The sequence below is a fragment of the Streptomyces sp. NPDC003248 genome, assembly GCF_055563235.1.
On record NZ_JBVHDT010000009.1, the window covers coordinates 268802 to 293414 of the forward strand.

Annotated in this window: 25 protein-coding genes; 10 read left to right on the forward strand and 15 right to left on the reverse strand. The window is 71.7% G+C overall.

Annotation, left to right across the window (positions count from 1 at the left end; all coding sequences use genetic code 11):
- Window positions 1–109: 109 nt before the first annotated feature.
- Entirely contained in the window at window positions 110–2215 is a 2106-nt protein-coding gene (locus tag ACZ3KJ_RS22525) for an APC family permease (protein ID WP_467529397.1), read from the reverse strand.
- 394 nt (window positions 2216–2609) lie between these two features.
- Between ACZ3KJ_RS22525 and ACZ3KJ_RS22530 the strand changes: the two genes are divergently transcribed.
- Complete coding sequence (locus ACZ3KJ_RS22530) at window positions 2610–3278, forward strand: potassium channel family protein (RefSeq protein ID WP_401696718.1); 669 nt, start codon at window positions 2610–2612, stop codon at window positions 3276–3278.
- On the forward strand, window positions 3278–3955 hold the full coding sequence (locus tag ACZ3KJ_RS22535; RefSeq protein ID WP_389515665.1) for a potassium channel family protein: 678 nt from the start codon (window positions 3278–3280) through the stop codon (window positions 3953–3955). Before ACZ3KJ_RS22530 ends, ACZ3KJ_RS22535 begins: the two co-directional genes overlap by 1 nt.
- Window positions 3956–4189: 234 nt before the next feature.
- Here ACZ3KJ_RS22535 and ACZ3KJ_RS22540 read toward each other — a convergent pair whose 3' ends face one another.
- The 6 genes from ACZ3KJ_RS22540 to ACZ3KJ_RS22565 form a co-directional block, all read right to left on the reverse strand.
- A complete protein-coding gene (locus ACZ3KJ_RS22540; protein ID WP_467529400.1) occupies window positions 4190–4948 on the reverse strand; it encodes a DUF3159 domain-containing protein in 759 nt (252 codons plus the stop codon).
- 3 nt (window positions 4949–4951) lie between these two features.
- Complete coding sequence (locus ACZ3KJ_RS22545) at window positions 4952–5350, reverse strand: OB-fold nucleic acid binding domain-containing protein (protein WP_385070595.1); 399 nt, start codon at window positions 5348–5350, stop codon at window positions 4952–4954.
- Window positions 5351–5544: 194 nt separating this feature from the next.
- Entirely contained in the window at window positions 5545–6705 is a 1161-nt protein-coding gene (locus ACZ3KJ_RS22550) for an alginate lyase family protein (protein ID WP_467529477.1), read from the reverse strand.
- Window positions 6706–7012: 307 nt separating this feature from the next.
- Entirely contained in the window at window positions 7013–7783 is a 771-nt protein-coding gene (locus ACZ3KJ_RS22555) for a DUF3710 domain-containing protein (protein ID WP_467529402.1), read from the reverse strand.
- Window position 7784: 1 nt separating this feature from the next.
- Window positions 7785–8336, reverse strand: coding sequence for a dUTP diphosphatase (gene dut, locus ACZ3KJ_RS22560; RefSeq protein ID WP_467529404.1), 552 nt, complete (start codon window positions 8334–8336; stop codon window positions 7785–7787).
- Window positions 8333–8917 carry a PaaI family thioesterase gene (locus tag ACZ3KJ_RS22565; protein WP_467529406.1) on the reverse strand — a complete coding sequence of 195 codons (585 nt, stop codon included), beginning with the start codon at window positions 8915–8917 and terminating at the stop codon, window positions 8333–8335. The genes dut and ACZ3KJ_RS22565 overlap by 4 nt, the downstream gene beginning before the upstream one ends.
- Before the next feature lie 58 nt (window positions 8918–8975).
- Between ACZ3KJ_RS22565 and ACZ3KJ_RS22570 the strand changes: the two genes are divergently transcribed.
- Entirely contained in the window at window positions 8976–9440 is a 465-nt protein-coding gene (locus ACZ3KJ_RS22570; RefSeq protein ID WP_389515675.1) for a DUF3093 domain-containing protein, read from the forward strand.
- 309 nt (window positions 9441–9749) lie between these two features.
- Here ACZ3KJ_RS22570 and ACZ3KJ_RS22575 read toward each other — a convergent pair whose 3' ends face one another.
- The 4 genes from ACZ3KJ_RS22575 to ACZ3KJ_RS22590 all read right to left on the reverse strand — a co-directional run bounded on the left by ACZ3KJ_RS22575 (window position 9750) and on the right by ACZ3KJ_RS22590 (window position 13285).
- Window positions 9750–10685, reverse strand: coding sequence for a hypothetical protein (locus ACZ3KJ_RS22575; RefSeq protein WP_467529408.1), 936 nt, complete (start codon window positions 10683–10685; stop codon window positions 9750–9752).
- Between the two features lie 13 nt (window positions 10686–10698).
- On the reverse strand, window positions 10699–10995 hold the full coding sequence (locus ACZ3KJ_RS22580) for a DUF4193 domain-containing protein (RefSeq protein WP_003993510.1): 297 nt from the start codon (window positions 10993–10995) through the stop codon (window positions 10699–10701).
- Between the two features lie 396 nt (window positions 10996–11391).
- On the reverse strand, window positions 11392–12627 hold the full coding sequence (locus ACZ3KJ_RS22585) for a sensor histidine kinase (RefSeq protein WP_467529409.1): 1236 nt from the start codon (window positions 12625–12627) through the stop codon (window positions 11392–11394).
- Between the two features lie 4 nt (window positions 12628–12631).
- Window positions 12632–13285: a response regulator transcription factor gene (locus ACZ3KJ_RS22590; RefSeq protein WP_003993508.1), complete on the reverse strand. Its 654-nt coding sequence runs from the start codon at window positions 13283–13285 to the stop codon at window positions 12632–12634.
- Between the two features lie 417 nt (window positions 13286–13702).
- On the opposite strand from ACZ3KJ_RS22590, the gene ACZ3KJ_RS22595 reads away from it, so the two are divergent.
- A complete protein-coding gene (locus ACZ3KJ_RS22595; protein WP_385070576.1) occupies window positions 13703–13876 on the forward strand; it encodes a hypothetical protein in 174 nt (57 codons plus the stop codon).
- An 83-nt stretch (window positions 13877–13959) separates the two neighbouring features.
- On the opposite strand, the gene ACZ3KJ_RS22600 is transcribed toward ACZ3KJ_RS22595, so the two are convergent.
- Together ACZ3KJ_RS22600 and ACZ3KJ_RS22605 are read right to left on the reverse strand one after the other, a co-directional pair.
- Window positions 13960–14775 carry an inositol monophosphatase family protein gene (locus ACZ3KJ_RS22600; RefSeq protein ID WP_467529412.1) on the reverse strand — a complete coding sequence of 272 codons (816 nt, stop codon included), beginning with the start codon at window positions 14773–14775 and terminating at the stop codon, window positions 13960–13962.
- 8 nt (window positions 14776–14783) lie between these two features.
- A complete protein-coding gene (locus ACZ3KJ_RS22605; RefSeq protein WP_467529414.1) occupies window positions 14784–15911 on the reverse strand; it encodes a ferrochelatase in 1128 nt (375 codons plus the stop codon).
- Between the two features lie 766 nt (window positions 15912–16677).
- Here ACZ3KJ_RS22605 and ACZ3KJ_RS22610 point away from each other — a divergent pair.
- From ACZ3KJ_RS22610 to sepH, 3 genes are all read left to right on the forward strand, one after another.
- Complete coding sequence (locus ACZ3KJ_RS22610) at window positions 16678–17916, forward strand: MFS transporter (protein ID WP_467529415.1); 1239 nt, start codon at window positions 16678–16680, stop codon at window positions 17914–17916.
- Window positions 17876–19195: a D-arabinono-1,4-lactone oxidase gene (locus ACZ3KJ_RS22615; protein ID WP_467529417.1), complete on the forward strand. Its 1320-nt coding sequence runs from the start codon at window positions 17876–17878 to the stop codon at window positions 19193–19195. The genes ACZ3KJ_RS22610 and ACZ3KJ_RS22615 overlap by 41 nt, the downstream gene beginning before the upstream one ends.
- 415 nt (window positions 19196–19610) lie before the next feature.
- A complete protein-coding gene (sepH, locus tag ACZ3KJ_RS22620; protein ID WP_467529418.1) occupies window positions 19611–20642 on the forward strand; it encodes a septation protein SepH in 1032 nt (343 codons plus the stop codon).
- Between the two features lie 88 nt (window positions 20643–20730).
- Here sepH and ACZ3KJ_RS22625 read toward each other — a convergent pair whose 3' ends face one another.
- The gene (locus tag ACZ3KJ_RS22625; protein ID WP_467529419.1) at window positions 20731–21582 is read right to left on the reverse strand and encodes a sulfurtransferase; all 852 of its coding nucleotides are present in this window, start codon (window positions 21580–21582) and stop codon (window positions 20731–20733) included.
- 294 nt (window positions 21583–21876) lie between these two features.
- Here ACZ3KJ_RS22625 and ACZ3KJ_RS22630 point away from each other — a divergent pair, with 294 nt between their 5' ends.
- Entirely contained in the window at window positions 21877–22680 is an 804-nt protein-coding gene (locus tag ACZ3KJ_RS22630; RefSeq protein WP_467529420.1) for a VOC family protein, read from the forward strand.
- A gap of 45 nt (window positions 22681–22725) precedes the next feature.
- Here ACZ3KJ_RS22630 and ACZ3KJ_RS22635 read toward each other — a convergent pair whose 3' ends face one another.
- Window positions 22726–23241 (reverse strand): ATP-binding protein, encoded by a 516-nt coding sequence (locus ACZ3KJ_RS22635; protein ID WP_467529422.1) that lies wholly within the window; start codon window positions 23239–23241, stop codon window positions 22726–22728.
- 148 nt (window positions 23242–23389) lie between these two features.
- On the opposite strand from ACZ3KJ_RS22635, the gene ACZ3KJ_RS22640 reads away from it, so the two are divergent.
- Together ACZ3KJ_RS22640 and ACZ3KJ_RS22645 are read left to right on the forward strand one after the other, a co-directional pair.
- On the forward strand, window positions 23390–24325 hold the full coding sequence (locus ACZ3KJ_RS22640) for a helix-turn-helix domain-containing protein (RefSeq protein WP_467529479.1): 936 nt from the start codon (window positions 23390–23392) through the stop codon (window positions 24323–24325).
- Complete coding sequence (locus tag ACZ3KJ_RS22645) at window positions 24322–24537, forward strand: DUF397 domain-containing protein (protein ID WP_467529424.1); 216 nt, start codon at window positions 24322–24324, stop codon at window positions 24535–24537. Before ACZ3KJ_RS22640 ends, ACZ3KJ_RS22645 begins: the two co-directional genes overlap by 4 nt.
- The last annotated feature ends 76 nt before the right edge of the window (window positions 24538–24613 follow it).

A 24613-nucleotide genomic window follows, 5' to 3' on the forward strand; every position in this document is an offset into this window, starting at 1 on the left:
GGGTGACTCCACAACGTCGAACGAGGAACGGCCGGACAACAGCCCACCAGTCTACGTGGCTGTCGTCCGGCCGTTCACCACGAGCCGCCCCGCACGGGGATCGGCCCGGTCAGCTCGCGGGGCCCGCCCCCGGGGAACCCGAGCCCGACGACCCCGTTCCCGAGGAGGCCGAACCCGACGGCTCCTTCGCCTGCCCCTCGGCCACGGGTCCGCGCCGCACCGAGCCCGGAGCGCTCCAGTCCTGCCGCTTGCGGGCCCGGTTCTTCGCCGCCTCGGAGGACTGGAGCTGATAGGGAACCGACGTCACCATCACGCCCGGCGTGAACAGCAGCCGGCCCTTCAGCCGCAGCGCGCTCTGGTTGTGCAGCAAGTGCTCGTACCAGTGGCCGACCACGTACTCGGGGATGATCACCGACACCGCGTCGCGCGGCGACTCCCGGCGCAGGCTCTTGACGTACTCGATGACCGGTCGCGTGACCTCCCGGTAGGGCGAGTCCAGGACCTTCAGCGGTACCTCGATGCCGCGCCGTTCCCACTCGTCGCGCAGCGTCTTCGTCTCGGCCGGGTCGACGTTGACGGTGAGCGCCTCCAGGGTGTCGGAGCGCATCAGCTTCGCGTAGGCGAGGGCGCGCAGCGTCGGCCGGTGGATCTTGGAGATCAGCAGCACCGAGTGGACGCGCGAGGGGCGGACGCTGTCGTCGCTGGGCCCCTCGGGGGCGGCGATCTCGGCGGCCACGCCGTCGTAGTGGCGGCGGATCGCGGTCATCGTGCCGTAGAAGATCACCATGCCGAGCAGGGCGACCCAGGCGCCGTGGGTGAACTTGGTGACGAGGACGACGATCAGGACCAGGCCGGTGAAGAAGGCGCCGAAGGTGTTGATCGCGCGCGAGCGGACCATGTGGCGGCGCTTGGCCGGGTCGGTCTCGGTCGCCAGGTGGCGGTTCCAGTGGCGGACCATGCCGGTCTGGCTGAGCGTGAAGGACACGAACACGCCGACGATGTACAGCTGGATCAGGCGGGTGGAGTCGGCCCCGTACAGGACGATCAGCAGGGTCGCCGCGCCGGCCAGCAGCACGATGCCGTTGGAGAAGGCCAGGCGGTCGCCGCGGGTGTGCAGCTGGCGCGGGAGGTAGCGGTCCTGGGCGAGGATGGAGCCGAGCACCGGGAACCCGTTGTAGGCGGTGTTGGCCGCCAGGAAGAGCACCAGGGCGGTGGCCGCCGCGAGGATCACGAAGAAGAAGCTGGTCTTGCCGAAGACGGCCTCGGCGACCTGGGTGATCACCGGGTTCTGGACGTAGCCGGAGCCTACGGCGACGCCGTTCTTCATCAGGTCGGCGGCCGGGTTCTCGGCCATGCGGACGTCGGTGACCAGGGCCAGGACGATGATGCCGCAGAACATCGTGACGGCCAGCAGGCCCATGAGGGCGAGCGTGGTGGCCGCGTTCTTCGACTTGGGCTTGCGGAAGGCCGGCACGCCGTTGGAGATGGCCTCCACGCCGGTGAGCGCGGCACAGCCGGAGGAGAAGGCCCGCAGCAGCAGGAAGAGCAGGGCGAACCCGGCGAGTCCCTGGTGCTCGGGCTTGATCGTGTACTCGGCCGTGGGCGCCTGCATGGTGTCGCCGAGGACCAGCGCGCGGAAGGCACCCCACGCGATCATGATGAAGACGCCCGCGACGAACACGTACGTCGGGATCGCGAAGAGCTTCCCGGACTCCTTGACGCCCCGCAGGTTCATCAGCGTCAGCAGCACGACGACGGCGGCCGCGCAGGCCACCTTGTGCTCGACGACGAAGGGCACCGCGGAACCGAGGTTCTCGATGCCGGAGGCGATGGAGACGGCGACGGTCAGGACGTAGTCGACGAGCAGCGCGCTGGCGACGGTGAGGCCTGCCTTGGCACCGAGGTTGGTGGTGGCCACCTCGTAGTCGCCGCCGCCGCTGGGGTAGGCGTGGACGTTCTGCCGGTAGGAGGCGACGACGGTGAACATCAGGACGACGACCGCGACCGCGATCCACGGGCTGAAGTGGTAGGCCGACACGCCCGCGATGGACAGGACCAGCAACACCTCCCCGGGCGCGTAGGCCACGGAGGAGAGGGGGTCGGAGGCGAAGACGGGCAGGGCGACGCGCTTCGGCAGGAGCGTTTCTCCGAGCCGATCACTGCGCAGTGCGCGCCCGATCAGAATCCGCTTGGGCACGTCGGTCAGTTTGGACACAACAGTGGATCGTATGCCTTCGAACACCGGGCCGCCCACCCTCCCCCGGGGTCGGGCGGGTGATGCCGTGCCGCGTCTGCCTCACGGGTGAAATCGGCCACGGCGCGGCTACGGAATGTGCACCCGGAGCAATCGCCATGCCTATATGACAATCCCCCGCCCGCTCCCGTCCTTGGGAGGTTCCATGCACACCACCGCGGAGCTGATCGGTGCCGCAGGCACCCTTGTCGGCCTCGGCATTCTCACCGCCCTCAGCCTGTGGAGCATCAGCCGTCGCTGAGGCCGCCGACCGTGCACGGGGGTGCCGTCCACCGACCGCACGTGTGTAGCTTGGTCGGCGGTCTGAGACCCTGTTACAGCCAAGTCAGCAACACTTGACCTCGGAAGGACGGTCGTGCACATCGTCATCATGGGCTGCGGCAGAGTGGGCTCCGCTCTCGCCCAGACCCTGGAGCAGCAGGGGCACACGGTCGCCGTCATCGACCAGGACCCCACCGCCTTCCGACGTCTTGGCTCCTCGTTCGGCGGCCGCCGGGTCACCGGCGTCGGCTTCGACCAGGACACCCTGCGCGAGGCCGGCATCGAGGAGGCCGGCGCGTTCGCCGCCGTCTCCAGCGGCGACAACTCCAACATCATCGCCGCCCGGGTGGCCCGCGAGATGTTCGGCATCGAGAACGTCGCGGCCCGCATCTACGACCCCCGCCGCGCCGAGGTCTACCAGCGCCTCGGCATCCCGACGGTGGCCACGGTCCGCTGGACGGCCGACCAGATGCTGCGCCGTCTGCTCCCCTCGGGCGCCGAGCCGCTGTGGACCGACCCGACCGGTGGGGTCCAGCTCGCCGAGGTGCACGCCTCCGCCGCCTGGGTCGGCCACAAGATCAGCAAGCTTCAGGAGGAGACGGGCGTCCGTGTGGCGTTCCTCACCCGCCTCGGTGAGGCGGTCCTGCCGACCTCGCAGACGGTGCTTCAGGAGGGTGACCTGGTGCACGTGATGATGCGCACCGACGAGGTGGAAAAGGTCGAGGCGTCGTTCGCCGAGGGTCCGACGGAGGGCGGTCACTGATGAGAGTCGCCATTGCCGGGGCCGGTGCCGTGGGCCGCTCGATCGCGGGCGAGCTGCTGGAGAACGGCCACGAGGTCCTGCTCGTCGACAAGGCGCCGACCGCCATCTCGGTCGAGCGCGTCCCGCAGGCGGAGTGGCTGCTGGCCGACGCCTGCGAGATCACGTCCCTGGACGAGGCGGCGCTCCAGCGCTGCAACGTCGTGATCGCCGCGACGGGCGACGACAAGGTCAACCTGGTCGTCTCCCTGCTGGCGAAGACGGAGTACGGCGTTCCGCGCGTCGTCGCCCGTGTCAACAACCCGAAGAACGAGTGGCTGTTCAACGAGGCCTGGGGCGTGGACGTCGCCGTGTCCACTCCGCGTCTGATGTCGGCCCTGGTCGAGGAGGCGGTGAGCGTCGGTGACCTGGTCCGTCTGCTCCGCTTCAGCCACGGCGACGCCAACCTCGTCGAGCTGACCCTGCCCGAGGAGTCGGCGCTGGCCGGCACCCAGGTCGGCGATGTCGAGTGGCCCGAGGACACCTCCCTGGTCACCATCATCCGCGGCACGCGCGTCCTCACCCCGTCCCGGGAGGACTCGCTGGAGCCCGGTGACGAGCTGCTGTTCGTGGCCGCGCCGGCGCGGGAGGAGCAGTTGGAGGACCTGTTGTCGGTGCGACGGCAGGAGACCGGCGGCTGAGCCCTCGGGGATACGGCCGGTCCTTTCGGGGATACGGCCGGTCCCTTCGGGGATACGACGACGAGGGCGCCCCTGGAGTCCGGGGGCGCCCTCTCGCTTGCGCGGGCGGGGGCTCGGCGGAGCCGAGGGACGCCGGGGTCCGGGCAAACGGCTGGGGAACGAGCCTCTCCGGCGCCGGAACGGGCGCCGGGCCGGAACGGGCGCCGACGCCGGAACGGACGCCGGAACCGGGACCTACGCCCCCCTGCGGTGACGCCCGCTCTCGCTCTCGCCCCGCTCCGCCGCGGCGGTCGCCTTGCGGTCCTCCTCCGCCTTCTCGGCGGCCTCCATCTCCGCGAACACGTCGATCGGCGCCGGGGCCTTCGCCAGGAACACCCACGTCAGCCAGACGGCCAGCAGGAACGGCGGGATCTTCAACGCGATCAGCACCCATCCGAACTGGGTCGTGTCGGCCCACCAGTACAGCGGGAAGAGGATGGCGCACTTGCCGAGCAGGATCAGACCCCAGGCGTAGCTGGCCTTGGCGTACGCCTTCTTGCGGCCCGGGTTGCGGGTGCGCCAGGAGAGGTTCTCCTTGAAGACCGGTCCGAGGATCAGCCCGAGCAGCGGCACACCGCACAGGGTGGTGACGAGGTACGCCAGCGACAGTCCCAGCGTGTACAGCATGCCGGGCAGGTAGAAGTCCTTGGCGTTGCCGGTCATCATCGCGAAGACGACGCCGAAGGCGACACCGAAGACACCGCTGAAGGCGTGCTTCACGGTGTCCTTCATGGCGAGACGGACCACGACCAGGACCAGCGACACCGCGAGCGCGGCGATCGCCGACATGTGCAGGTCCTTGTTGACCGTGTAGATCGTGACGAAGAGCAGGCCGGGCAGCACCGTCTCGACCATGCCCCGCACCCCGCCGAACGCCTCGAACAGCGCGGCCTCCGTCACTGTGCGGGCGTCGTCCTGCTGAGTGTCTTCGGTCGGCTTGTCGAGCGACGTCACCGGCTACTCCCTACCGAGGGGTCTCAGTTCGTACTTGGGGTTGAACAGCACCCGGCGGCCCCGGCTCATGGAGATCCGGCCCGATGCGATGAGGCGGCGCCCCGGTTCTATCCCGACTATGGAACGCCGGCCCAGCCACACCACGTCCAGCGCGGCCGTACCGTCGAAGAGCTCGGCCTCCAGGGCCGGGACTCCGGCGCGCGGCCGCAGGGTGACCGTGCGCAAGGTACCAGTAACGGTCACGATCTGCCGGTCCTGGCAGTCTCCGATCCGGATACAGCCGGCGGTGTCCGCGTCCTCCCGCAGCTCCTCGGACTCCAGGTCCTCCTGCGACGAGGAGAGCCGGTCGAGCATGCGCCGGAACCGGCCTGCCGGCTTTTCGGAACGAGGAACAGCACTCATACCAGAAGCGTACCGGGGCGCACTGTCGCGACCGTACCCGCCCGCCGGGCCGCCGGACGGCCCGCTTCCGGAAGCGGTGGCCCCTCCCCCGCCCGGTGACGAGGTGCCGGACATGCGACGGATCCACGTGCCCCTCCCCTCACTCGTTCGCCGCCCGCTCTCACCCGTTCATCGGACGACACCCCCCGACCGGTTCACACGGTGCTGTCCCCGTGCGTCAGCGTCTCCCAGGCGACGAAGAGGTTGTTGCTGCCCGCCGGACGGTTGCTCAGGGTGAGGGCCTCGGTGTTCGTCATCGCGATGCCCAGGCGGTTGTGCAGGGCGTTGTAGCCGACCTCGGTGACCGGGCCGAGACCGAGGTGCAGGGAGCCGCCGCACAGCCAGCTCGGGACGGCCGTGCCGAGCTCGTACCTGGCGTGGAGGCCGAGGGCGTGGCGCAGCCGCTCGCCGACGTCCGTGCCGTAGAGGTCCTGCCCCTGGATCCGGCTGGTCTCGGCGACGTGGGAGATCGCCGAGAGGCCGTAGCCGGTGTGGGTGAAGTCGCGGCAGGTCTCCTGGCTGAGGCCGGTGACGAAGGTGGACTGTCCCTGCCAGTAGGCGACGATCTTCTCCCGGGTGTTCAGGTTCTGGCTCGGCACGGTCTTCGGGAGGTCGCCGTCGGAGGCCAGGTACACGTAGGCGGCCGTGCGGGTGCGGAAGCGCGCCATGGCCTTGTCGTACGCGGCCTTGTCCTCCAGGAAGACGGAGATGCCGACGGCGGCCTCCGTCATCGACAGCTCCCAGTTGCCGTTGGAGTTCGAGCCGTTGACGACCTCGGGCAGGTAGACGTTCCGGAGCATGGTCGCGAAGCGGCCGGAGTGCGCCCAGCCGCCGGTGTACGCGTACCTGATGATCTCGGCGGCCTTCGGCCAGGAGGAACCGGCCCAGCCGGTCTGCAGGGGCGCGTTGCTGTCGGTGTGGTCCTGGATCACGGCGGACCAGGCGTCCATGAGCTCGATCGACTTGCGGGCGTACCGCTCGTCCCGCGTGACGTACCAGGCGAGGGCGTGGGTGTACGCGGCGAGGGCGTCCTCACGCTCGTCCGTGCACCCGTTGTCGGGGTGGGAGTAGGACCCGCACTCGACGACCGCGCGGGGCCGGGGAACACGGTCCAGGTCGGCGTACCTGCTCGCCAGCGTCCGGTCGAAGGCTCCTGCCCAGGGCTGGGCGCCGGCGTCGACCTGCTGCCGGGCGAAGTCGAGCTGGGCCCTGGAGACGCCGACGCCGGGGTGGACGAAGGCGGTGGGGGCGGCTTCGGCGCGGTGGGTCGTCGCCGGCGCCGTGAGGGCACCCAGCAGCAGGGCGGCGACGGTCATGAGGAAGGCGGTTCTCCGCACAGCGACTCCGTTCTCATGTGTGAACACAGAGCGCCCTTATGAACCAGGCGTTGATCGGAGACCGTAGGTACAGACCATGTACGCGTCAAGGGGCCGTGCGGCGGGGAGCGACGACGGGGAGGGGGCAGCGCAAAGGGCCGCACCCACGGTCGGGTGCGGCCCTTTCCGGAAAGCCCGGCGGCCGGAACGCCCGGTGGACCGAGCGTCGGAATGCCTGACGGCCCGGCGGTCGGAACGCCCGGTGGACCGAACGTCGGAACGCCTGACGGCCCGGGCACCGGAACGCCTAGCGGACCTCGGTGATCTCCGGCCCGCGCTGGAGCTGGCCCATGCCGCCGGAGAAGCGGGATCCCGCCTCCTCCTGCTGGACGCCCTCCGGGACCATCTGGGCGTCGTTCGGGAGCTTGAGGACGATGGGGTCGCGGGGGGCCATCGGGCCGTCGCCGCGGACCACGACCGTGTCCCGGAAGATCTGCTCGAGCAGGCCGGCCGCCTGCGGCTGCACCGCGCCCTGGCCCGAGATCACACCGCGCAGGAACCATCGGGGGCCGTCCACGCCGACGAACCGCACGACGTGGAAGCCGCCGGTGCCGTCCGGCAGCTGCACCGGCACCTGGGCCCGCAGCTCCCAGCCCAGCGGTCCCTCGACCTCGTCGACGATGCCGCCCTGCTGGGTGATGCCGGAGCCGATCTCCTCGCGCACCTCGCTCCAGATGCCCTCGCGCTTGGGCGCGGCGAAGGCCTGGAGCTGGATGGCGCTGTCGCGCAGCACGACGGTGGCCGCGACGATCGCGTCGCCCGCGACCTCGACCCGCAGCTCCATGCCGTCGACACCGGGCACGAAGAGCCCGCCCAGGTCCACCCGGCCCTCGGCGGGGTCACGCACCTCCGAGCTGTCCCAGGGCCCGTCGGGCCGGGGCTCCGGCTCGAGCCGGACGCGCTCGCGTTCGCCCTCGCCCTCTACGTCGTCCGCCTCAGTGTCGACACTGTCGACGACCTGCTCGGCCTCGCCGGCCGCGTCCTCGGCGGCACCCTTCTTCTTGCGACGTCCGAACACGTCACTGTCCTTCCCGGTCGGATACGACCGAAGCGTATCGATTCCCACCCGTCGCGCCGCCCACGGCGGCCTGACCGCTTGTGCCGCTCCCGCCGTCCACCGCGGAGTGGCCACCGGTGGACCCGAAGCCCCCCTCGGCCCGCACCGAGTCGGGAAGCTCCGCGACCTCCTGGAAGCTGACCCTCTCGACCTGCTGGACGACCAGTTGCGCAATCCGGTCGAAGCGCTCGAACCGCACGGACTCGCGCGGGTCGAGATTCACCACGATCACCTTGATCTCCCCACGGTACCCGGCATCAACCGTCCCCGGGGCATTCACGAGGGCGACGCCGCACCGGGCGGCGAGCCCCGAACGAGGGTGCACGAAGGCCGCGTACCCCTCGGGGAGCGCGATGGACACCCCCGTGGGCAGGACCGCCCGCTCCCCCGGCGCCAGCTCCCGGCTCTCGGTGGTCCGCAGATCGGCCCCCGCGTCACCGGGGTGCGCGTACGCCGGAAGCGGTACGTCGGGGTCGACGCGCCGGATCTGCACGTTCAGCGGAGGCCGGCTCACGGGTTCACCTCGAAGGCGCGGGCCCGCCGGACCTGGTCCGGGTCGCTCATGGCGGCCTGGATCTCCTCCTCGCGGCCGTGGTGGACGAAGTGCTCCACCTTGACCTCGACGAAGAGCGCGTCGGCACGGACGGCGACGGGCCCGCCGGGGCCGCCGATCCGCCCGGTGGCGGTCGAGTAGATCTTCCGCCCGGCCACCGCCGTCACCTCGGCCTCCAGGTGCAGTGTCGTGCCGACGGGCACGGGCCGCAGGAAGTCGGTCTCGAGCCGTCCCGTCACGGCGATCGTCCGCAGCAGCCAGTTCAGCGCGCCGAGTGTCTCGTCGAGCGCGCTGGCCAGGACACCGCCGTGGGCCAGACCGGGCGCGCCCTGGTGTGCGGGACGCACGGTGAACTCGGCGGTGAGGGCGACTCCCTCGCCGGCCCGCGCCTCCAGGTGCAGCCCGTGCGACTGCGCGCCGCCACAACCGAAACACTGTTCGTAGTGGGCACCGAGAAGCTCGCCGGGCGCGGGGGCATCGGGGTGCCGAACCGGTTTCACGGCGTCGGCCGGAGGCTGAAGAGCTGCGGAAGTACCACTCACAGCCGCAGACCTTACCCGCGCGTCGGCCGATACCGGTCACCGTGCCAAGCTTGGCTCCATGCAGCTCTCCGCCACCCCCTACGAAGAACGTCTCACCGCTCCCCGCTCGTGGTGGTTCGTCTCGTTCCTCGTGGGCGTCTCCTTCGCCCTGATCCTGCTGCCGTTCGGCACGCTGCCCCTGCTCGGCGGCCTGGTGGGCGGCACCGCCTTCGCGGCGGTCGTGGCCAGCTCCTACGGCTCCGTCCGCATCCGGGTCGTCGGGGACTCCCTGATCGCGGGCGACGCGAAGGTGCCCGTCACGGCGCTGGGCGAGGCGGAGGTCCTGGACCGCGAGGAGGCGCGCGCCTGGCGCACGTACAAGGCCGACACCCGGGCCTTCCTCCTGCTGCGCGCCTACATCCCGACCGCGCTGCGCGTGGAGGTCACCGACCCGGACGACCCGACCCCCTACCTGTACCTGTCGACGCGCGAGCCGGAGCGCCTGGCCGAAGCCCTGCGTACGGCCCGGGAGACGGCGGCTTAGCCCCACCGGCAGCTCGCCGCGCGCGACCGGCGGGCCCTGCCGGCGCGCTGGTGCGCGGGGGTACGGCGCCGGGGGCGGGCCGGGCCCGGTTGGGCCAGGGTGCTGCGGGCAGCGCGGCGGACGGCGCTCAGGGCACCGGGGCAGGGCATCCGCGGGCAGCCGCGCAGCAGGCGGCGGCAGAGGCGGCGGGCAGCGGGCAGCGGGCAGCGGGCAGCGTACGGTACGGCGGACGGCGGCGAAGGCGCGTGTGGCGCCCACTCTGTCGCCCGCACCGCGCGGAGCGCCTCACCCGCACCGTACGAGAGGTGCTCAGTTCCCCGACGGTCCGGGGTCCTCGTCGCCGAGGGGCAGCGGGTTCTCCGGCTTCTCCAGGGGCGGGAGGGCGGGCAGCGCCTCCCACGGCACCTGGATCTTGCGCAGGTCGGCCCGGATCTTGGCGGCGAGCTTCTTGGTGTCGCGCCGGTTCATGAGCGCGCCGACCGCGGCGCCCACCAGGAACGGCATCAGGTTCGGCAGGTCGCGCACCATGCGCTTCATGATCTGCTGGCGCAGTTCGCGCTTCATCTGGCCGCCCAGCGCCCCGTTGAAGGAGGCGGGCTTCAGCACGTCGACGCCGCGTTCGCCGGACCACGAGCGCAGGTAGGCGGTGCTGCGGTCCTTGAGGTTCCCCGGCGGGCGGACGCCGTACACCTCGTGCAGTTCGGCGATCAGCTTCAGCTCGATCGCCGCGACGCCGGTGATCTCCGCGGCGATCTCGGTCGGCATCGCGGGCGGCACGGGCATCATCGCCGCCGCGCCGATGCCCGCTCCGACGGTGGACGTGGCGTTCGCCGCGCCGGCCACCAGCCTGTCGGCGATCTGCTCCGGCCCGAGGCCGGGGAACTGCCGACGGAGCGTCCGCAGGTCCCGTACGGGGATCCTGGGGGCCATGTCGATGATGCGGTCGGTGAGATGGGCCAGGCCCGCCCTGGCCCGGCTGCCGCCCTTGCGGACGCCTTCTCTGGCCAGGTCGACGGCCTTGTCCCGGACCACCGCCGCCCGTCGCCTCGCGACGGGCGCGCGGCCCGTTGCCGGGAGGTCACCCCGGTCACCCGTAGCTTCGAGCGAGGCCGATCCCGCCGGGACGGTTCCCTGGCCGGATGAGCCTCGCTCGTCGTCACGCACGCCGTGAGGGCCGTCGGACGGCCCCTTGTCCGCTCCCGGGAAGGGGAAGCGGCGCTTCCGAGGAGGGGTCGAGCCAGTCACGGCCGACCCGCCCTCAGTCGCAGTCGCGGCAGATCGGCTGGCCGTTCTTCTCGCGGGCCAGCTGGCTGCGGTGGTGCACGAGGAAGCAGCTCATGCAGGTGAACTCGTCCTGCTGCTTCGGCAGCACACGGACGGCCAGTTCCTCGTTCGAGAGGTCTGCGCCGGGCAGCTCCAGCCCCTCGGCGGCCTCGAACTCGTCGACGTCGACGGCGGAGGCGGACTTGTCGTTCCGCCGGGCCTTCAGTTCTTCAAGGCTGTCGGAATCGACATCGTCATCGGTCTTGCGTGGGGTGTCGTAATCGGTTGCCATTTCGCCTCTCCCCCTCTGGGTGTCTGCGGTGTCTCCAGCGCACGTAACGCGTGAGAGGCCGGACTTGTGCCCGCCTCGAGGCGGAGATTTTGCCTCACATCAAGGTCTGTTACTCAATCGACACCCAACCGGACTCCTCTTGAGTGATCGGGTTGGATGGCGATGGGGACCGTACACGGTCCGAATGTCGCACTTCAAAGGCGCCTCACCGTGTACTTCCCGTGATCAGGACCCCCGAAAACCCGGAGTTTCCGGGCTTTCCGGCCGCCTCCATGATCACTCTGAGTAGATGGCCGGAAAATCGCCCTTGTGATCGATCACACACGAGGGAGCTGGATCACAGCCCTGAAAATTCCGCGCAAAGCGAACATCCCCGCGTGTGTCGGCGACATGATCTCAGAGAGGAAGGGTGACCCGCATCACGAGCCCTCCCCCCTCACGCGGCTGGGCCGTGATGTGACCGCCGTGCGCCCGCGCCACGGACCGCACGATGGACAGGCCGAGGCCGACTCCCTTGTCGCTGCCCGTGCGCTCGGTGCGCAGCCGCCGGAACGGCTCGAAGATGTTGTCTATCTCGTACGCCGGCACGACCGGCCCGGTGTTCGACACCACGAGCACGGCCTGCCCGTGCCGGATCTCGGTGCTCACCTCGACCCAGCCGTCCTCGGGCACGTTGTAGCGGACGGCGTTCTGCAGCAGGTTCAGGGCGATCCGCTCCAGCAGCACGCCGTTGCCCTGCACGATCGCCGTCTCCCGGGTGCCGCGGATCTCCACGCCCTTGGCCTCGGCCTCGCCGTGCACCTGGTCGATGGCCTGCCCGGCGACCTCGGCGAGGTCGACCGGTTTGCGCTCGACGATCTGGTTGTCGCTGCGGGCGAGCAGCAGCAGGCCCTCCACGAGCTGCTCGCTGCGCTCGTTGGTGGCCAGGAGCGTCTTGCCGAGCTGCTGGAGCTCCACGGGCGCGTTCGGGTCGGACAGGTGCACCTCGAGGAGCGTGCGGTTGATCGCGAGCGGGGTCCTGAGCTCGTGCGAGGCGTTGCCCACGAAGCGCTGCTGGGCGGTGAAGGCGCGCTGGAGGCGCTCCAGCATGTCGTCGAAGGTGTCGGCGAGCTCCTTGAGCTCGTCGTCCGGTCCGTCCAGCTCGATACGGCGGGACAGGTCCGAGCCGGCCACCGCGCGGGCGGTGCGCAGGATCCTGCCGAGCGGGCTCAGGACGCGGCCGGCCATCGCGTAGCCGAAGGCGAAGGCGATGACGGCCAGGCCGAGCAGGGCGAGGAGGGAGCGGCTGAGGAGGTCGTCCAGGGCGTGCTGGCGCTGTTCGTTGACGCAGTCGTTCAGCGCCTGGTTGAGCTCGGACGCGGGCAGCTCGGCGCTGCGCACCTTGCAGACGTCGCTCGTCACCCCGCCGGAGACGATCTTGAAGGGCAGGTCGCTGCCCACGTTCAGCGCGTGCGCGGCGAGCAGGTAGATGATCGACAGCAGCAGGATGCCCGCGATCAGGAACATCCCGCCGTAGAGCAGTGTCAGCCGTATCCGGATGGTCGGGCGCAGCCACGGAAAGGGGGCTTGGGGCCTCCTGGGGTCCCAGGTGGGCTTCGGGGGCGCCTGGGGAGGCGCCGGGGTGGCGGCCACGGGATCAGATCCGGTAGCCGGAGCCGGGGACGGTGACGATCACCGGGGGTTCGCCGAGCTTGCGGCGCAGGGTCATGACGGTCACGCGCACGACGTTGGTGAACGGGTCGGTGTTCTCGTCCCAGGCCTTCTCCAGCAGCTGCTCCGCGGAGACGACGGCGCCCTCGCTGCGCATCAGCACCTCCAGGACGGCGAACTCCTTGGGGGCGAGCTGGACCTCCTTGCCGTCGCGGAAGACCTCGCGGCGGTTGGGGTCGAGCTTGATGCCGGCGCGCTCCAGGACGGGCGGCAGGGGCACGCTGGTGCGCCGGCCGAGGGCGCGCACGCGTGCGATGAGCTCGCTGAAGGCGAAGGGCTTGGGGAGGTAGTCGTCGGCGCCGATCTCCAGCCCCTCGACCCGGTCGCTGACGTCGCCGGACGCGGTGAGCATCAGCACGCGCGTGGGCATGCCGAGTTCGACGATCTTGCGGCAGACGTCGTCGCCGTGCACGAGCGGGAGGTCGCGGTCGAGGACGACCACGTCGTAGTCGTTGACGCCGATGCGCTCCAGGGCGGCCGCACCGTCGTACACGACGTCGACGGCCATGGCCTCCCGGCGCAGTCCGGTGGCCACCGCATCGGCGAGCAGCTGCTCGTCCTCGACGACGAGTACGCGCACGTCGCTTGTCCTTCCTGTGTCTGCCCGCGGGGCGCTCCGTGGGCGCACGCGGGCAGGGGTCTTGGTGAGTGTGTGCTCCCATCCTGCCCTTTTCGGCCATAAGTCGGCGGTAAGGCGGGGGGCCCGGGCCATGAACGACGGGTGAGGGGCCCGGGAATGCGAGATTTTCTCGTCGGGTTGAGGTTTCCGCGGAAGAGAGCTGGGGGAGGACGGCTTTACACCCCGCGATCACGCTCTGCATGTGCCGTAGCACCATGTGGCACTCCGACCGCTTTCCGCAGAGCGGGCGTGGGTGCCCGGCACCGTCGCCGCCCAGCGGGGCAGCGCGCTGGGCATCCGCCGGAGACGTGATCGCCTCTTCCCAACCGGCACACCCCCGTGCCACCGACCCACGACCCAAGGACGAGGGGGCGCAGCATGGACGCATTCACCGCAGGACTTCTGCAGCGCATAAAGGCGACCGAGTCCGACCTGACGCGGGCTCGCGACGAGGGCGACGACTTCCTCGTCGAGGTGGAGCAGGGCGAGCTCGACGACCTGCGCCGCCTCGCCGCCGAGCACGGTGTGGAGGTCGGCGCGTCCGCCGTCTGACGCAGTTCGCGCACGCGAGGGGCCCCTGCGAATCCAGCGCCGGGGCCCCCTCGCGTGTGTGGCGCCCGCCTCGGTGGGCGGGCTCAGTCGTGCCAGGCCCCGAAGTCCTCCAGCAGCCGCTGGAGGGGCTCGAAGACGCCCGGGGTACCGGCGACCGCCAGATCGCCTGAGGGGCGCTCTCCGGGGCGTCCACCGGTCAGCGCGCCCGCCTCCCGGGCGATCAGGTCGCCCGCGGCCAGGTCCCACGGGTGCAGTCCGCGCTCGAAGTAGCCGTCGAGGCGGCCGGCGGCGACGTCGCACAGGTCGGCGGCCGCGGAGCCGCCGCGCCGGATGTCGCGCAGCAGCGGGATCAGCCGTCGCGCGACGTCGGCCTGGTGGGCGCGCACCTCGGTGACGTAGTTGAACCCGGTGGAGACCAGCGCCTGGTCGAGGGGGGCCGTGGGGCGGCAGGCGAGGGTGCGCTCGCCCTCCCAGGCGCCGGTCGCCCGGGCTCCTCCTCCACGCACCGCGTGGAAGGTCTCACCGCGCATCGGGATCTCCACGACTCCGACGACCGTCTCGCCGTCCTGTTCGGCGGCGATGGAGACGGCCCAGGTGGGCAGTCCGTAGAGGTAGTTGACCGTGCCGTCGAGCGGGTCGATCACCCAGCGGACGCCGCTGCTGCCCTCGCTGGCGGCGCCCTCCTCGCCGAGGAAGCCGTCGTCGGGGCGGTGCTCCGCGATCAGGCCGGTGATCAGCTTCTCGGCCGCGATGTCCATCTCGGTGACCACGTCGATGGGGCTGGACTTGGTGGCGGCGACCGCGAGGTCGGCCGGGCGGCCGTCGCGCAGCAGCTCGCCGGCCCGCCGGGCGGCCGTCAGGGCGAGGTCGAGCAGGTCCGTGTGCAGGGGATCGGTCACGGCGGTCCTCACGCGTAGGGGCTGTCGGCGCCCGCCGCGGCGGGCCGGGGGGCACGGGCCGGGCAGCAGCCGACCGGGCAGAGGTCGTGACTCGCGCCGAGCGCGCCCAGGGCGCACGGGGTGACCGGCCGGCCGCTCTCGGCGGAGGCGCGCTCCAGGACGAGCTCGCGGACGGCGGCGGCGAAGCGCGGGTCGGCGCCCACGGTGGCCGAGCGGCGCACGGGAAGGCCCAGTTCACCGGCCTTGGCGGTGGCCTCGGTGTCGAGGTCGTACAGGACCTCCATGTGGTCGGAGACGAAGCCGATGGGGGCCATCACGACCGCCGGGACGCCGGCCGCGTGCCGCTCCTCCAGGTGATCGCAGATGTCGGGCTCCAGCCACGGGATGTGCGGGGCCCCGGAGCGCGACTGGTAGACGAGCTGCCACGGGCGGTCCACGCCGGTGCGTTCCCGGACGGCGTCGGCGATCAGCCGGGCGACGTCCAGGTGCTGCCGGACGTACGCGCCGCCGTCGCCGTGGTCCTCCACGGGGCCGGAGGTGTCGGCGGCGGTCGTGGGGATCGAGTGGGTGGTGAAGGCGATGTGCGCGCCGTCCCGGACGTCCTCGGGGAGGTCGGCGAGGGACCGGAGCACACCGTCGGTCATGGGCTCCACGAAGCCCGGGTGGTTGAAGTAGTGCCGCAGCTTGTCGATCTTCGGCAGGGGGAGGCCCTCGGCCTCCAGGGCGGCCAGCGAGTCGGCGAGGTTCTCGCGGTACTGGCGGCAGCCGGAGTAGGAGGCGTAGGCGCTGGTGGCGAGGACGAGGACGCGGCGGCAGCCGTCGGTGACCATCTCGCGCAGGGTGTCCGTCAGGTACGGGGCCCAGTTGCGGTTGCCCCAGTAGATCGGCAGGGCCAGACCGTGGTCGGCGAAGTCCTTGCGCAGGGCGTCCAGCAGGGCGCGGTTCTGGTCGTTGATGGGGCTGACCCCGCCGAACTGGAAGTAGTGCTGTCCGACTTCCTTGAGGCGTTCCTTGGGGATGCCGCGCCCGCGCGTCACGTTCTCCAGGAACGGGACCACGTCGTCCGGGCCTTCCGGTCCGCCGAAGGAGAGCAGGAGCAGGGCGTCGTAGGGGGTGGCATCGAGCGCGTCTGGCATGACTCGATCCTGCCACCCGGCACTGACAGCCGGAAAACGGCGGGGTGCCGGACAAAAGCGACGGCCGCGGCGGCGCGGGGTGAAGCCCCCGCTCCGCCGCGGGAGAGGACGTGCCGGCGAACGGCAGTGGGGGCGGGTCTGCGGACGGCGGTGGGCCGGGGAGCGGTGGGGCTGCGGACGGCGGCGGGAGGCGGACCGGGAAGCCGCGGGGCGGCCGCCAGCGGCGGGAGGCGGACCGCGAAACCGCGAGGCTACAGACGGCAGCAGGAAGCGGACCGCGAAACCGCGAGGCTACAGACGGCAGCAGGAGGCGGACCGCGAAACCGCGAGGCTACAGACGGCAGCAGGAGGCGGACCACGAAGCCGCGAGGCGGCGGACAGTGACAGGAGACCGACCGCGAAGCCGCGAGGCTGCGGACAGCGACAGGAGACCGACCGCGAAGCCGCGAGGGCTGCGGGCGTCGGCAGGAGGCGGACCGGGGCGCCGCGGGGCTGCGGACGGGCGGTGGGCCGGGGCGCCGCGGGGCTGCGGACGGCGGTGGGCCGGGGAGCCGTGGTCGGCGGCTCGCCCGGCGGGGTGGCGCCCGCGTGGAGGGTGTGAAGGGGAGGTGCGTTAGGGTTGCCTAACTCGTAAGCTGTATGGGCTGCGTTCGCGCCTTACCCGCGCGGTCGCGTCCCCCGCATGCCCGACCGAGCCCCGCAGAGCCGCCTTTCCTCGCGCCGTGCCGAGCCGCCCGCACGCGTGACCGGACCCCCGGAGACCTCCGTGCCCAGCCCCTACCGCGCCCTGTTCGCCGCTCCCGGCTCCAAGGGTTTCTCCGCCGCGGGGTTCCTCGGCCGGATGCCGCTGTCGATGATGGGCATCGGCGTGGTCACGATGGTCTCCCAGCTGACCGGGCGCTACGGGCTCGCGGGCGCGCTCTCGGCGACCATCGCGCTGGCGGCCGCGGCGATCGGGCCGCAGATCTCACGCTGGGTGGACCAGTACGGGCAGCGCAGGGTGCTGCGCCCGGCGACCCTGGTCGCGCTCGCCGCGTCGGCCGGGCTGCTGCTGGCCGCGCACTTCGACTGGCCGGACTGGGTGCTGTTCGTGTGCGCCGCCGGGATCGGCTCCGTGCCGAGCCTCGGCGCCATGATCCGGGCGCGCTGGGCGGCCGTGTACCGGGGGACTCCCCAGCTGCACACGGCGTACTCCTTCGAGTCCGTCGTGGACGAGGTCTGCTTCATCTTCGGGCCGATCATCTCCATCGGGCTGTCCACCGCCTGGTTCCCCGAGGCCGGTCCCCTGCTGGCGGCGGGCTTCCTCGCCGTCGGCGTCTTCTGGCTGACCGCCCAGCGGGCCACCGAACCGGAGCCGCACCCGCGCGCGCGGCGGGGCGGCGGCTCGGCGCTGGGCTCGAAGGGTCTTCAGGTCCTGGTGGCGACGTTCGTGGCGACCGGGGCGATCTTCGGCGCGGTCGACGTGGTCACCGTCGCCTTCGCCGACGAGCAGGGTCACAAGGGCGCCGCGAGCCTGGTCCTGGCCCTCTACGCGGCGGGTTCCTGCGTGGCGGGCCTGGTCTTCGGGCTGCTGCGCTTCGAGGGAGCGCCGGAACGACGCTGGCTGCTGGGCGTGTTCATGATGGCCGTGAGTATGATCCCCCTCCTACTGGTCGGGAACCTGCCGTTCCTGGCCGTGGCGCTGTTCGTTGCGGGTCTGGCCATCGCTCCGACGATGATCACGACCATGTCCCTCATCGAAGAGCACGTACCGCGCGCGCAACTGACCGAGGGCATGACCTGGGTGAGCACCGGGCTCGCCGTCGGCGTCGCGCTCGGCTCCTCCGTAGCCGGCTGGGTCATCGACGCGGCCGGCGCGCGGGCCGGGTACGGGGTGCCGGCGGTGGCCGGTGCCGTCGCGGCCGCGGTCGGTTTCCTGGGGTACCGCCGGCTCGGCAGGCCGGCTCCGGGTCGGGGAGGCACCGTTGAGCAGCACAGCGAGCGGGAAGAACGGCACGTGGCGTAACTGGGGCGGCACCGTCGTCGCCCGCCCCGCCCGGGAGGTCGCGCCCGCCTCCGCCGACGAACTGGCCGCGGCCGTGCGCCGGGCCGCCGAGGACGGGCTGAAGGTCAAGGCGGTCGGCACCGGCCATTCCTTCACGTCGATCGCCGCGACCGACGGGGTGCTGATCCGCCCTGATCTGCTGACCGGCATCCGTGACGTCGACCGCGAGAACATGACCGTCACGGTCGAGGCGGGCACCCCGCTCAAGCGGCTCAACCTGGCCCTGGCGCGCGAGGGCCTGTCGCTCACCAACATGGGCGACATCATGGAGCAGACCGTCTCCGGGGCCACCAGCACCGGCACTCACGGCACCGGCCGCACATCGGGCTCCATAGCCGCCCAGATCACGGCGCTGGAACTGGTCACCGCCGACGGTTCGATCCTCAACTGCTCGAAGGACAGGCACCCCGAGATCTTCGCCGCGGCCCGGATCGGACTGGGCGCGCTCGGCATCGTCACCGCGATCACCTTCGCCGTGGAGCCGGTCTTCCTGCTCACCGCGCGGGAGGAGCCGATGCCGCTCGACGCGGTGCTTGCCGACTTCGACGCCCTCTGGGCGGAGAACGAGCACTTCGAGTTCTACTGGTTCCCGCACACCGGCAGCACCACCACCAAGCGCAACAACCGCAGCGCCGGCCCGCGCAGGCCGGTGGGGCAGCTCGCGGGCTGGTTCGAGGACGAGTTCCTCTCCAACGGCGTCTTCCAGGCGGCCCAGTGGGTCGGCCGGGCGGCACCCGCCACGATCCCGGCGATCGCCCGGATCTCCAGCAGGGCGCTGTCCGCGCGGACCTACACGGACGTGCCGTACAAGGTCTTCACCTCCCCGCGCCGCGTGCGGTTCGTGGAGATGGAGTACGCCGTGCCGCGGGCGGCGGTGACCGGGGCGCTGCGCGAGCTGAAGGCGATGGTGGACCGCTCGGGCCTGCGCGTCAGCTTTCCGGTCGAGGTGCGCACCGCGCCGGCCGACGACATCACGCTGTCCACCGCCTCCGGACGGGACAGCGCCTACATCGCCGTCCACATGGCCAAGGGGACGCCGTACCAGCCGTACTTCACGGCGGCCGAGCGCATCTTCACCGCGCACGACGGGCGGCCGCACTGGGGCAAGGTGCACACGCGCAACTCCGAGGACCTCGCCCGGGTCTACCCGCGGTTCGCGGAGTTCACCGCCCTGCGGGACCGGCTGGACCCCGACCGTCTGTTCGGGAACGACTACCTGAGGAGGGTCCTGGGGGCGTAAGGGCGCCGGTGGGTGGCCGGTTCCGTTTCGGACGGTTGGGTGAACTTCGACACGTTCAAGATCGTGAAAATCGGGCAGGGGGCGGCCAAGTCGCACCTCTTGCCAGAAGTTGGGCGGCGCGGCGATCCACGCGCGTGGGCCGAATGGAGTACTGTTTCGAGCCCTGGGGCCCGGTCTCCCACCAGGATGTCCGGGGCCTTGCTGGACCGCCAGGAGGGGACGAGTTGCACAGGGTGGCCGACCGGTCACTCAGCGTGGTGAAATGGTAACCGTGCCATAACGGCGAGCCAGGGCCCGTGCCCGACACGCCGGGCAACTCGGCAAGGTTGTGGCAGGCTGCACCCGGGCAGGCCACACTCGACTAGCGGAAGCAGCGACGCACGTGACGTCGGCAGGCACCACCCGGGAGGTCCCCATGCCCGAACTGCGTGTCGTGGCCGTCTCGAATGACGGCACACGGCTGGTGCTGAAGGCTGCGGACAGCACGGAGTACACGCTTCCGATTGACGAGCGTCTGCGCGCCGCCGTCCGCGGCGACCGTCCCCGCCTCGGCCAGATCGAGATCGAGGTGGAGAGCCATCTCCGCCCCCGCGACATCCAGGCGCGTATACGAGCAGGTGCCACGGCGGAGGAAGTCGCGCAGATGGCGGGCATTCCCGTCGACCGCGTCCGCCGCTTCGAGGGTCCGGTTCTCGCCGAACGCGCCTTCATGGCCGAACGTGCCCGCAAGACGCCCGTCCGCCGGCCCGGCGAGAACGCGGGACCCCAGCTCGGCGAGGCCGTCCAGGAGCGGCTGCTGCTGCGCGGCGCCGACAAGGACACCGTCCAGTGGGACTCCTGGCGCCGGGACGACGGCACCTGGGAGGTCCTCCTCGTCTACCGGGTCGCGGGTGAACCGCACTCGGCGAGCTGGACGTACGACCCGCCGCGCCGGCTCGTCCAGGCCGTCGACGACGAGGCCCGGTCCCTGATCGGCGAGTCCGACGACCTGGCCGCTCCGGAGCCCAGCTTTCCGTTCGTGCCGCGCATCGCCCGGCTGCCGCGCGACCGCTCGATGGACCGTGCTCTCGAACGGCCGAGCCTGCCCGCGCAGGCCTCCGAACCGGCCGAGGAGAGCACCGGCGAGCGGGAGCGGGACTCGCTGACCAGCCTGCTGGAGGCGGTCCCGAGCTTCCGCGGCGACCTGGTGGTGCCCGAACGGCCGTCGGAGGAACCGGAGGAGCCCGTCGAGGAACCGGTCGAGGAGGAGCCCCCGGCGCCCGCCGCGTCCGCCGGCTCCGCCTACGCCGACGTCCTCATGCCGCGTTCCGTCACCAGCCATCGCGACCGCCTGATCGGCGCCACCGACCGCCAGGCCGAGGCCGACGGCGTCCGTCCGGGCCGCCGCGCGGCGGTGCCCAGCTGGGACGAGATCGTGTTCGGCACCCGGCGCAAGAAGCAGGAGTAGGTCCCTCAGGACGTCGCCGGTTCGCACGGGGAGTCATACGTGAGGGGGAGCCGCACCGTTCGGCGCGGCCCCCCGGGCGTGCCTCACGTCACTGCGGGTCGGGCCCCACGGCGACCGGCCGGGACGGGTCCGACGACCACTCCGACCACGAGCCGACGTACAGGGCCGCCGGAATGCCCGCCACCGCCAGCGCCAGTACCTCGTGGGCGCCGGAGACGCCGGAGCCGCAGTACACGCCCACCGACGTGCCGTCGACCGCTCCCAGCGCCTTGAACCGGTCCCCGAGCTCCTCGGCGGGCAGGAACCGGCCGTCCGGGCCCAGGTTCTCGTTCGTCGGCGCGGAGACGGCGCCCGGGATGTGCCCGCCGACCGGGTCGATCGGCTCGACCTCACCCCGGTACCGCTCCCCCGCGCGGGCGTCGAACAGCACACCGGAACGGGCGAGCGCCGCGGCGCCGTCCGCGTCGAGGAGGCCGTCGGACGCGGGCACCGGCCGGAAGTCGCCCTCCGCCGGCACGGGCGCGTCGACCGAGAGGTCCCCCGTCCAAGAAGGCAGTCCGCCGTCCAGGACGCGCACGTCCGGGTGCCCCGTCCAGCGCAGCAGCCACCACGCGCGGGCCGCCGCCCAGCCCTGGCCGCCGTCGTACACGACCACCGGCCGGGCCGCCGACACGCCCGCCCGGCGCATCGCGGCGCCGAAGTCCTCGACGTCGGGCAGGGGGTGGCGGCCGCCCGTGCCGGGCGCGCCGGCCAGTTCCCGGTCCAGGTCGACGTAGACGGCGCCGGGCAGATGGCCGGAGGCGTACGCGGCCCGGCCGTCGAACGGCGGCTCGCCGGCCGCCTTCGCCACGCCGAGCTGCCAGCGGACGTCGAGCACGACCGGCGGGTTCTCCCCCGCCAGGGCGCTCGCGAGTTCGGATGCGGAGATGATGGCGTTCATGGCCCCATCCTTGCGCACGGGGTGGCCCCGCCGCCGAGGTCCGGCTACTCTCCTCCGCCGGACAGGTCCGATCACCCGACGTACAGGTTCGGGCACATGCCGTACCACTCGATCGACACCTGCCGAAATGGCGCGGAAACGAACCGGCAACCGTATATCGGGCACCTCCCTGCGCGGACCGTGCCGCGGCGGCGCGCCCGGGGCGCGCGGTACCCCGGGTGGTGCGAGCATCGGCACGAGGGCCGGAGGGCGGCAGCGACGCGGCCACCGCGAGGGGCCGAGGAGAGAGCGACGATGACCGAGGCACGTGGATCGGCCGGACGAGACGGCGAGGCACACGCCCGGTACGCGCCCGGCACACCCTGCTGGGTGAGCCTGATGGTGCACGGACCGACCGCCACCCAGGAGTTCTACGGCGGCCTGTTCGGCTGGGAGTTCCGGCCCGGTCCGCAGCAACTCGGCCCGTACGTGCGGGCCCTGCTGGACGGCCGTGAGGTGGCCGGCATCGGCCAACTGCCCCCGGACCGCCGCCTGCCCATCGCCTGGACCCCCTACCTCGCCTCGGACGACGTCGACAGGACGGCCGAAACGGTGCGCCTGTGCGGCGGCACGATCGGGGTGGGCCCGCTGGACGCCGCCGACGCCGGGCGCATGGCCATCGGCTCGGACTCCTCCGGGGCCGTCTTCGGCATCTGGCAGGCGGCCGCCCACCTCGGCACGAACATCAGCGGCGTGCCCGGCACGCCCGTCTGGAACGAACTGCTGACCTTCGAGTCGGTGAGCGTCGCCAAGTTCTACGAGACGGTGTTCGGCTACGAGCGGGAGCGCGCGGTCTCCGACGACACCGACTACGTCATCCTGCGCGTCGCCGGCCGCCCGGTCGCCGGCATCCGCGGCCTCGGCCGGACGCTGCCCCGCGACCGGGGACCGCACTGGCTGACGTACTTCGAGGTCGCCGACGTCGAGGAGGCGCTCGGTCTGCTGAGCGACCTGGGCGGGCGGGTCCTCACACCGGCGCACGACACGGCGCACGGCAGGGTGGCGACGGTGGCCGACCCGGAGGGCGCACGGTTCGCGCTGCTCCGGAGCCCGCACTGACGCGAACGGGGGCGGGCCGCTCCGCTCCCGCGCGGCGGCGCGTACCTACTCGTACTCGGCGTACTCGGCCCAGACGGTCTTGCCCGGTCCGTCCGGGCACGGGTGCCAGTCCCAGCGGGCCGCGAGCCGCGAGACGAGGAGCAGTCCGCGGCCGGTCTCCTCGGTGCCCTCGTCGGCACCCTCCGACGTGGTGGGGCGGCGGGGATGGCGTTCGGTGCGGGTGTCGGTGACCTCGACTCGTACGGTGCGGCCGTCGGAAGTGGCGTTGAGACGCAGGTGGAAATCCCGTCCCGGGACGTGGCCGTGGCTCACGGCGTTCGCGGTGAGCTCGGCGACGATCAGCACGATCGCGTCGTGCCGGTCGGTGCCGTACAGGATGCCCCACGCGTCCAGGCGTTCGGCCGCGAGGCGGCGGGCGAGACGGGCTCCGCGGGGTGTGGAGGTGAAGCGCATCCCGAAAGAGCGGCCCGGTGGCGGGGGCGCCTTCAAGGGGGCGCAGGGGGTGGTGTGTTGCGTGGTGGGTTGCGTGGTGTCGGTGGGATTGATGGGTTTCGTCGTCACGCCCCTCACGGTCCCGCCGGTCGCGTAGCGTGACCAGTGGTGACGCAGCGACAGGGGCGGCTGTACGCGCCATGTCCGGGCGGGTACGCGCTGCGCACCGTGACGGCGTCCCGTGCGGGGGCGTTGGGGCAAGGAGGCGGTGATGGACATGGCGGAGCGCGAAGACGCGGTGGCGGAGGCCGAGGCGGCTTCCGGATCGCAGGGGAACGGCGACTCGGGGACGGTCGTGAGCCTTGGAGACGGCTGGGACAACGACGACGGGGCCGGGCGGCGACCGGAGGAGGACGCCGGGCGAGGCGTCGTCGTCGCGTTCGGGCAGACCCTGAAGACGCTGCGGCTGCGGGAGGGCCTGGAGCGCGGGGAGTTCGGGCGGCGGCTCGGCTACTCGGCGTCCACGGTCGCCTCGTTCGAGCAGGGGCGGAGGATTCCGTCACCCCGGACGATCGAGCGGGCCGATGAGGTGCTGGGGGCGGGCGGATTGCTGTGCCTGTGGAAGGAGCAGGTGGAGCGGGCGCAGTATCCGGTGTTCTTCCAGGGGATGGCCGCCTTGGAGAAGGAAGCCGTTGAGCTGGTCTCGTACAGCATGCCTGTGCTCAATGGCCTGCTTCAGACCGAGGAGCACATGAGGGCTCTGCTTGCCATGAGGCGTCCCCCTCTGGACGAGGAGACCATCGAGCAGCGTGTGGCGGCACGGTTGGTCCGGCAGGACATCTTCGACCGTAGACCCGCACCGTTCCTGAGCTTCGTACTCGACGAGGCGCTCCTACGACGTCCGTACGGAGGCAAGGCGGTGCAGTGTGGCCAGTTGGAGCACCTCTTGCTGATCGGTCAGAAGCGCAATGTCGAGATCCAGGTCATGCCGCTCGACCGTGAGGACAACGCGGGCGTGAACGGACCGTTCACCGTTGTCACGCGCAAGGACGGCAAGAAGTTCGTTTACGCGGAGGCACGGGGCATCGGCTCTCTCCAGACCGACCCGGAGCAAGGGGTTCTGGCGGCCGCACTCTATGGGATTATCCGATCACAGGCTCTCAGTCCGCGAGAGTCAACGGAGTTCATCGAAAGGTTGCTGGGATCACTATGAACAACGCTGAGTCCTCGACCGTCGCCTCCGACCTCGCCTGGTTCAAGAGCAGCTACAGCGGAACCGAGGGCGGCGAATGCGTAGAGGTTGCTGCTGCCAGGGCAGTTGTGCACGTCCGGGACTCGAAGGGCGAGGCCGGTCCCGTGCTCACGGTCTCGCGTGGGGCCTGGGCGGGGTTCGTCGGGCTGGCCGCGTCGGAGGCGTCCGTCTGACCCTCGTACGGTCGTGAGAGCCCTGCCGGTTCCTTTCGGACGGCAGGGCTCTCGTATGCCGGAGGACAACGCTTCG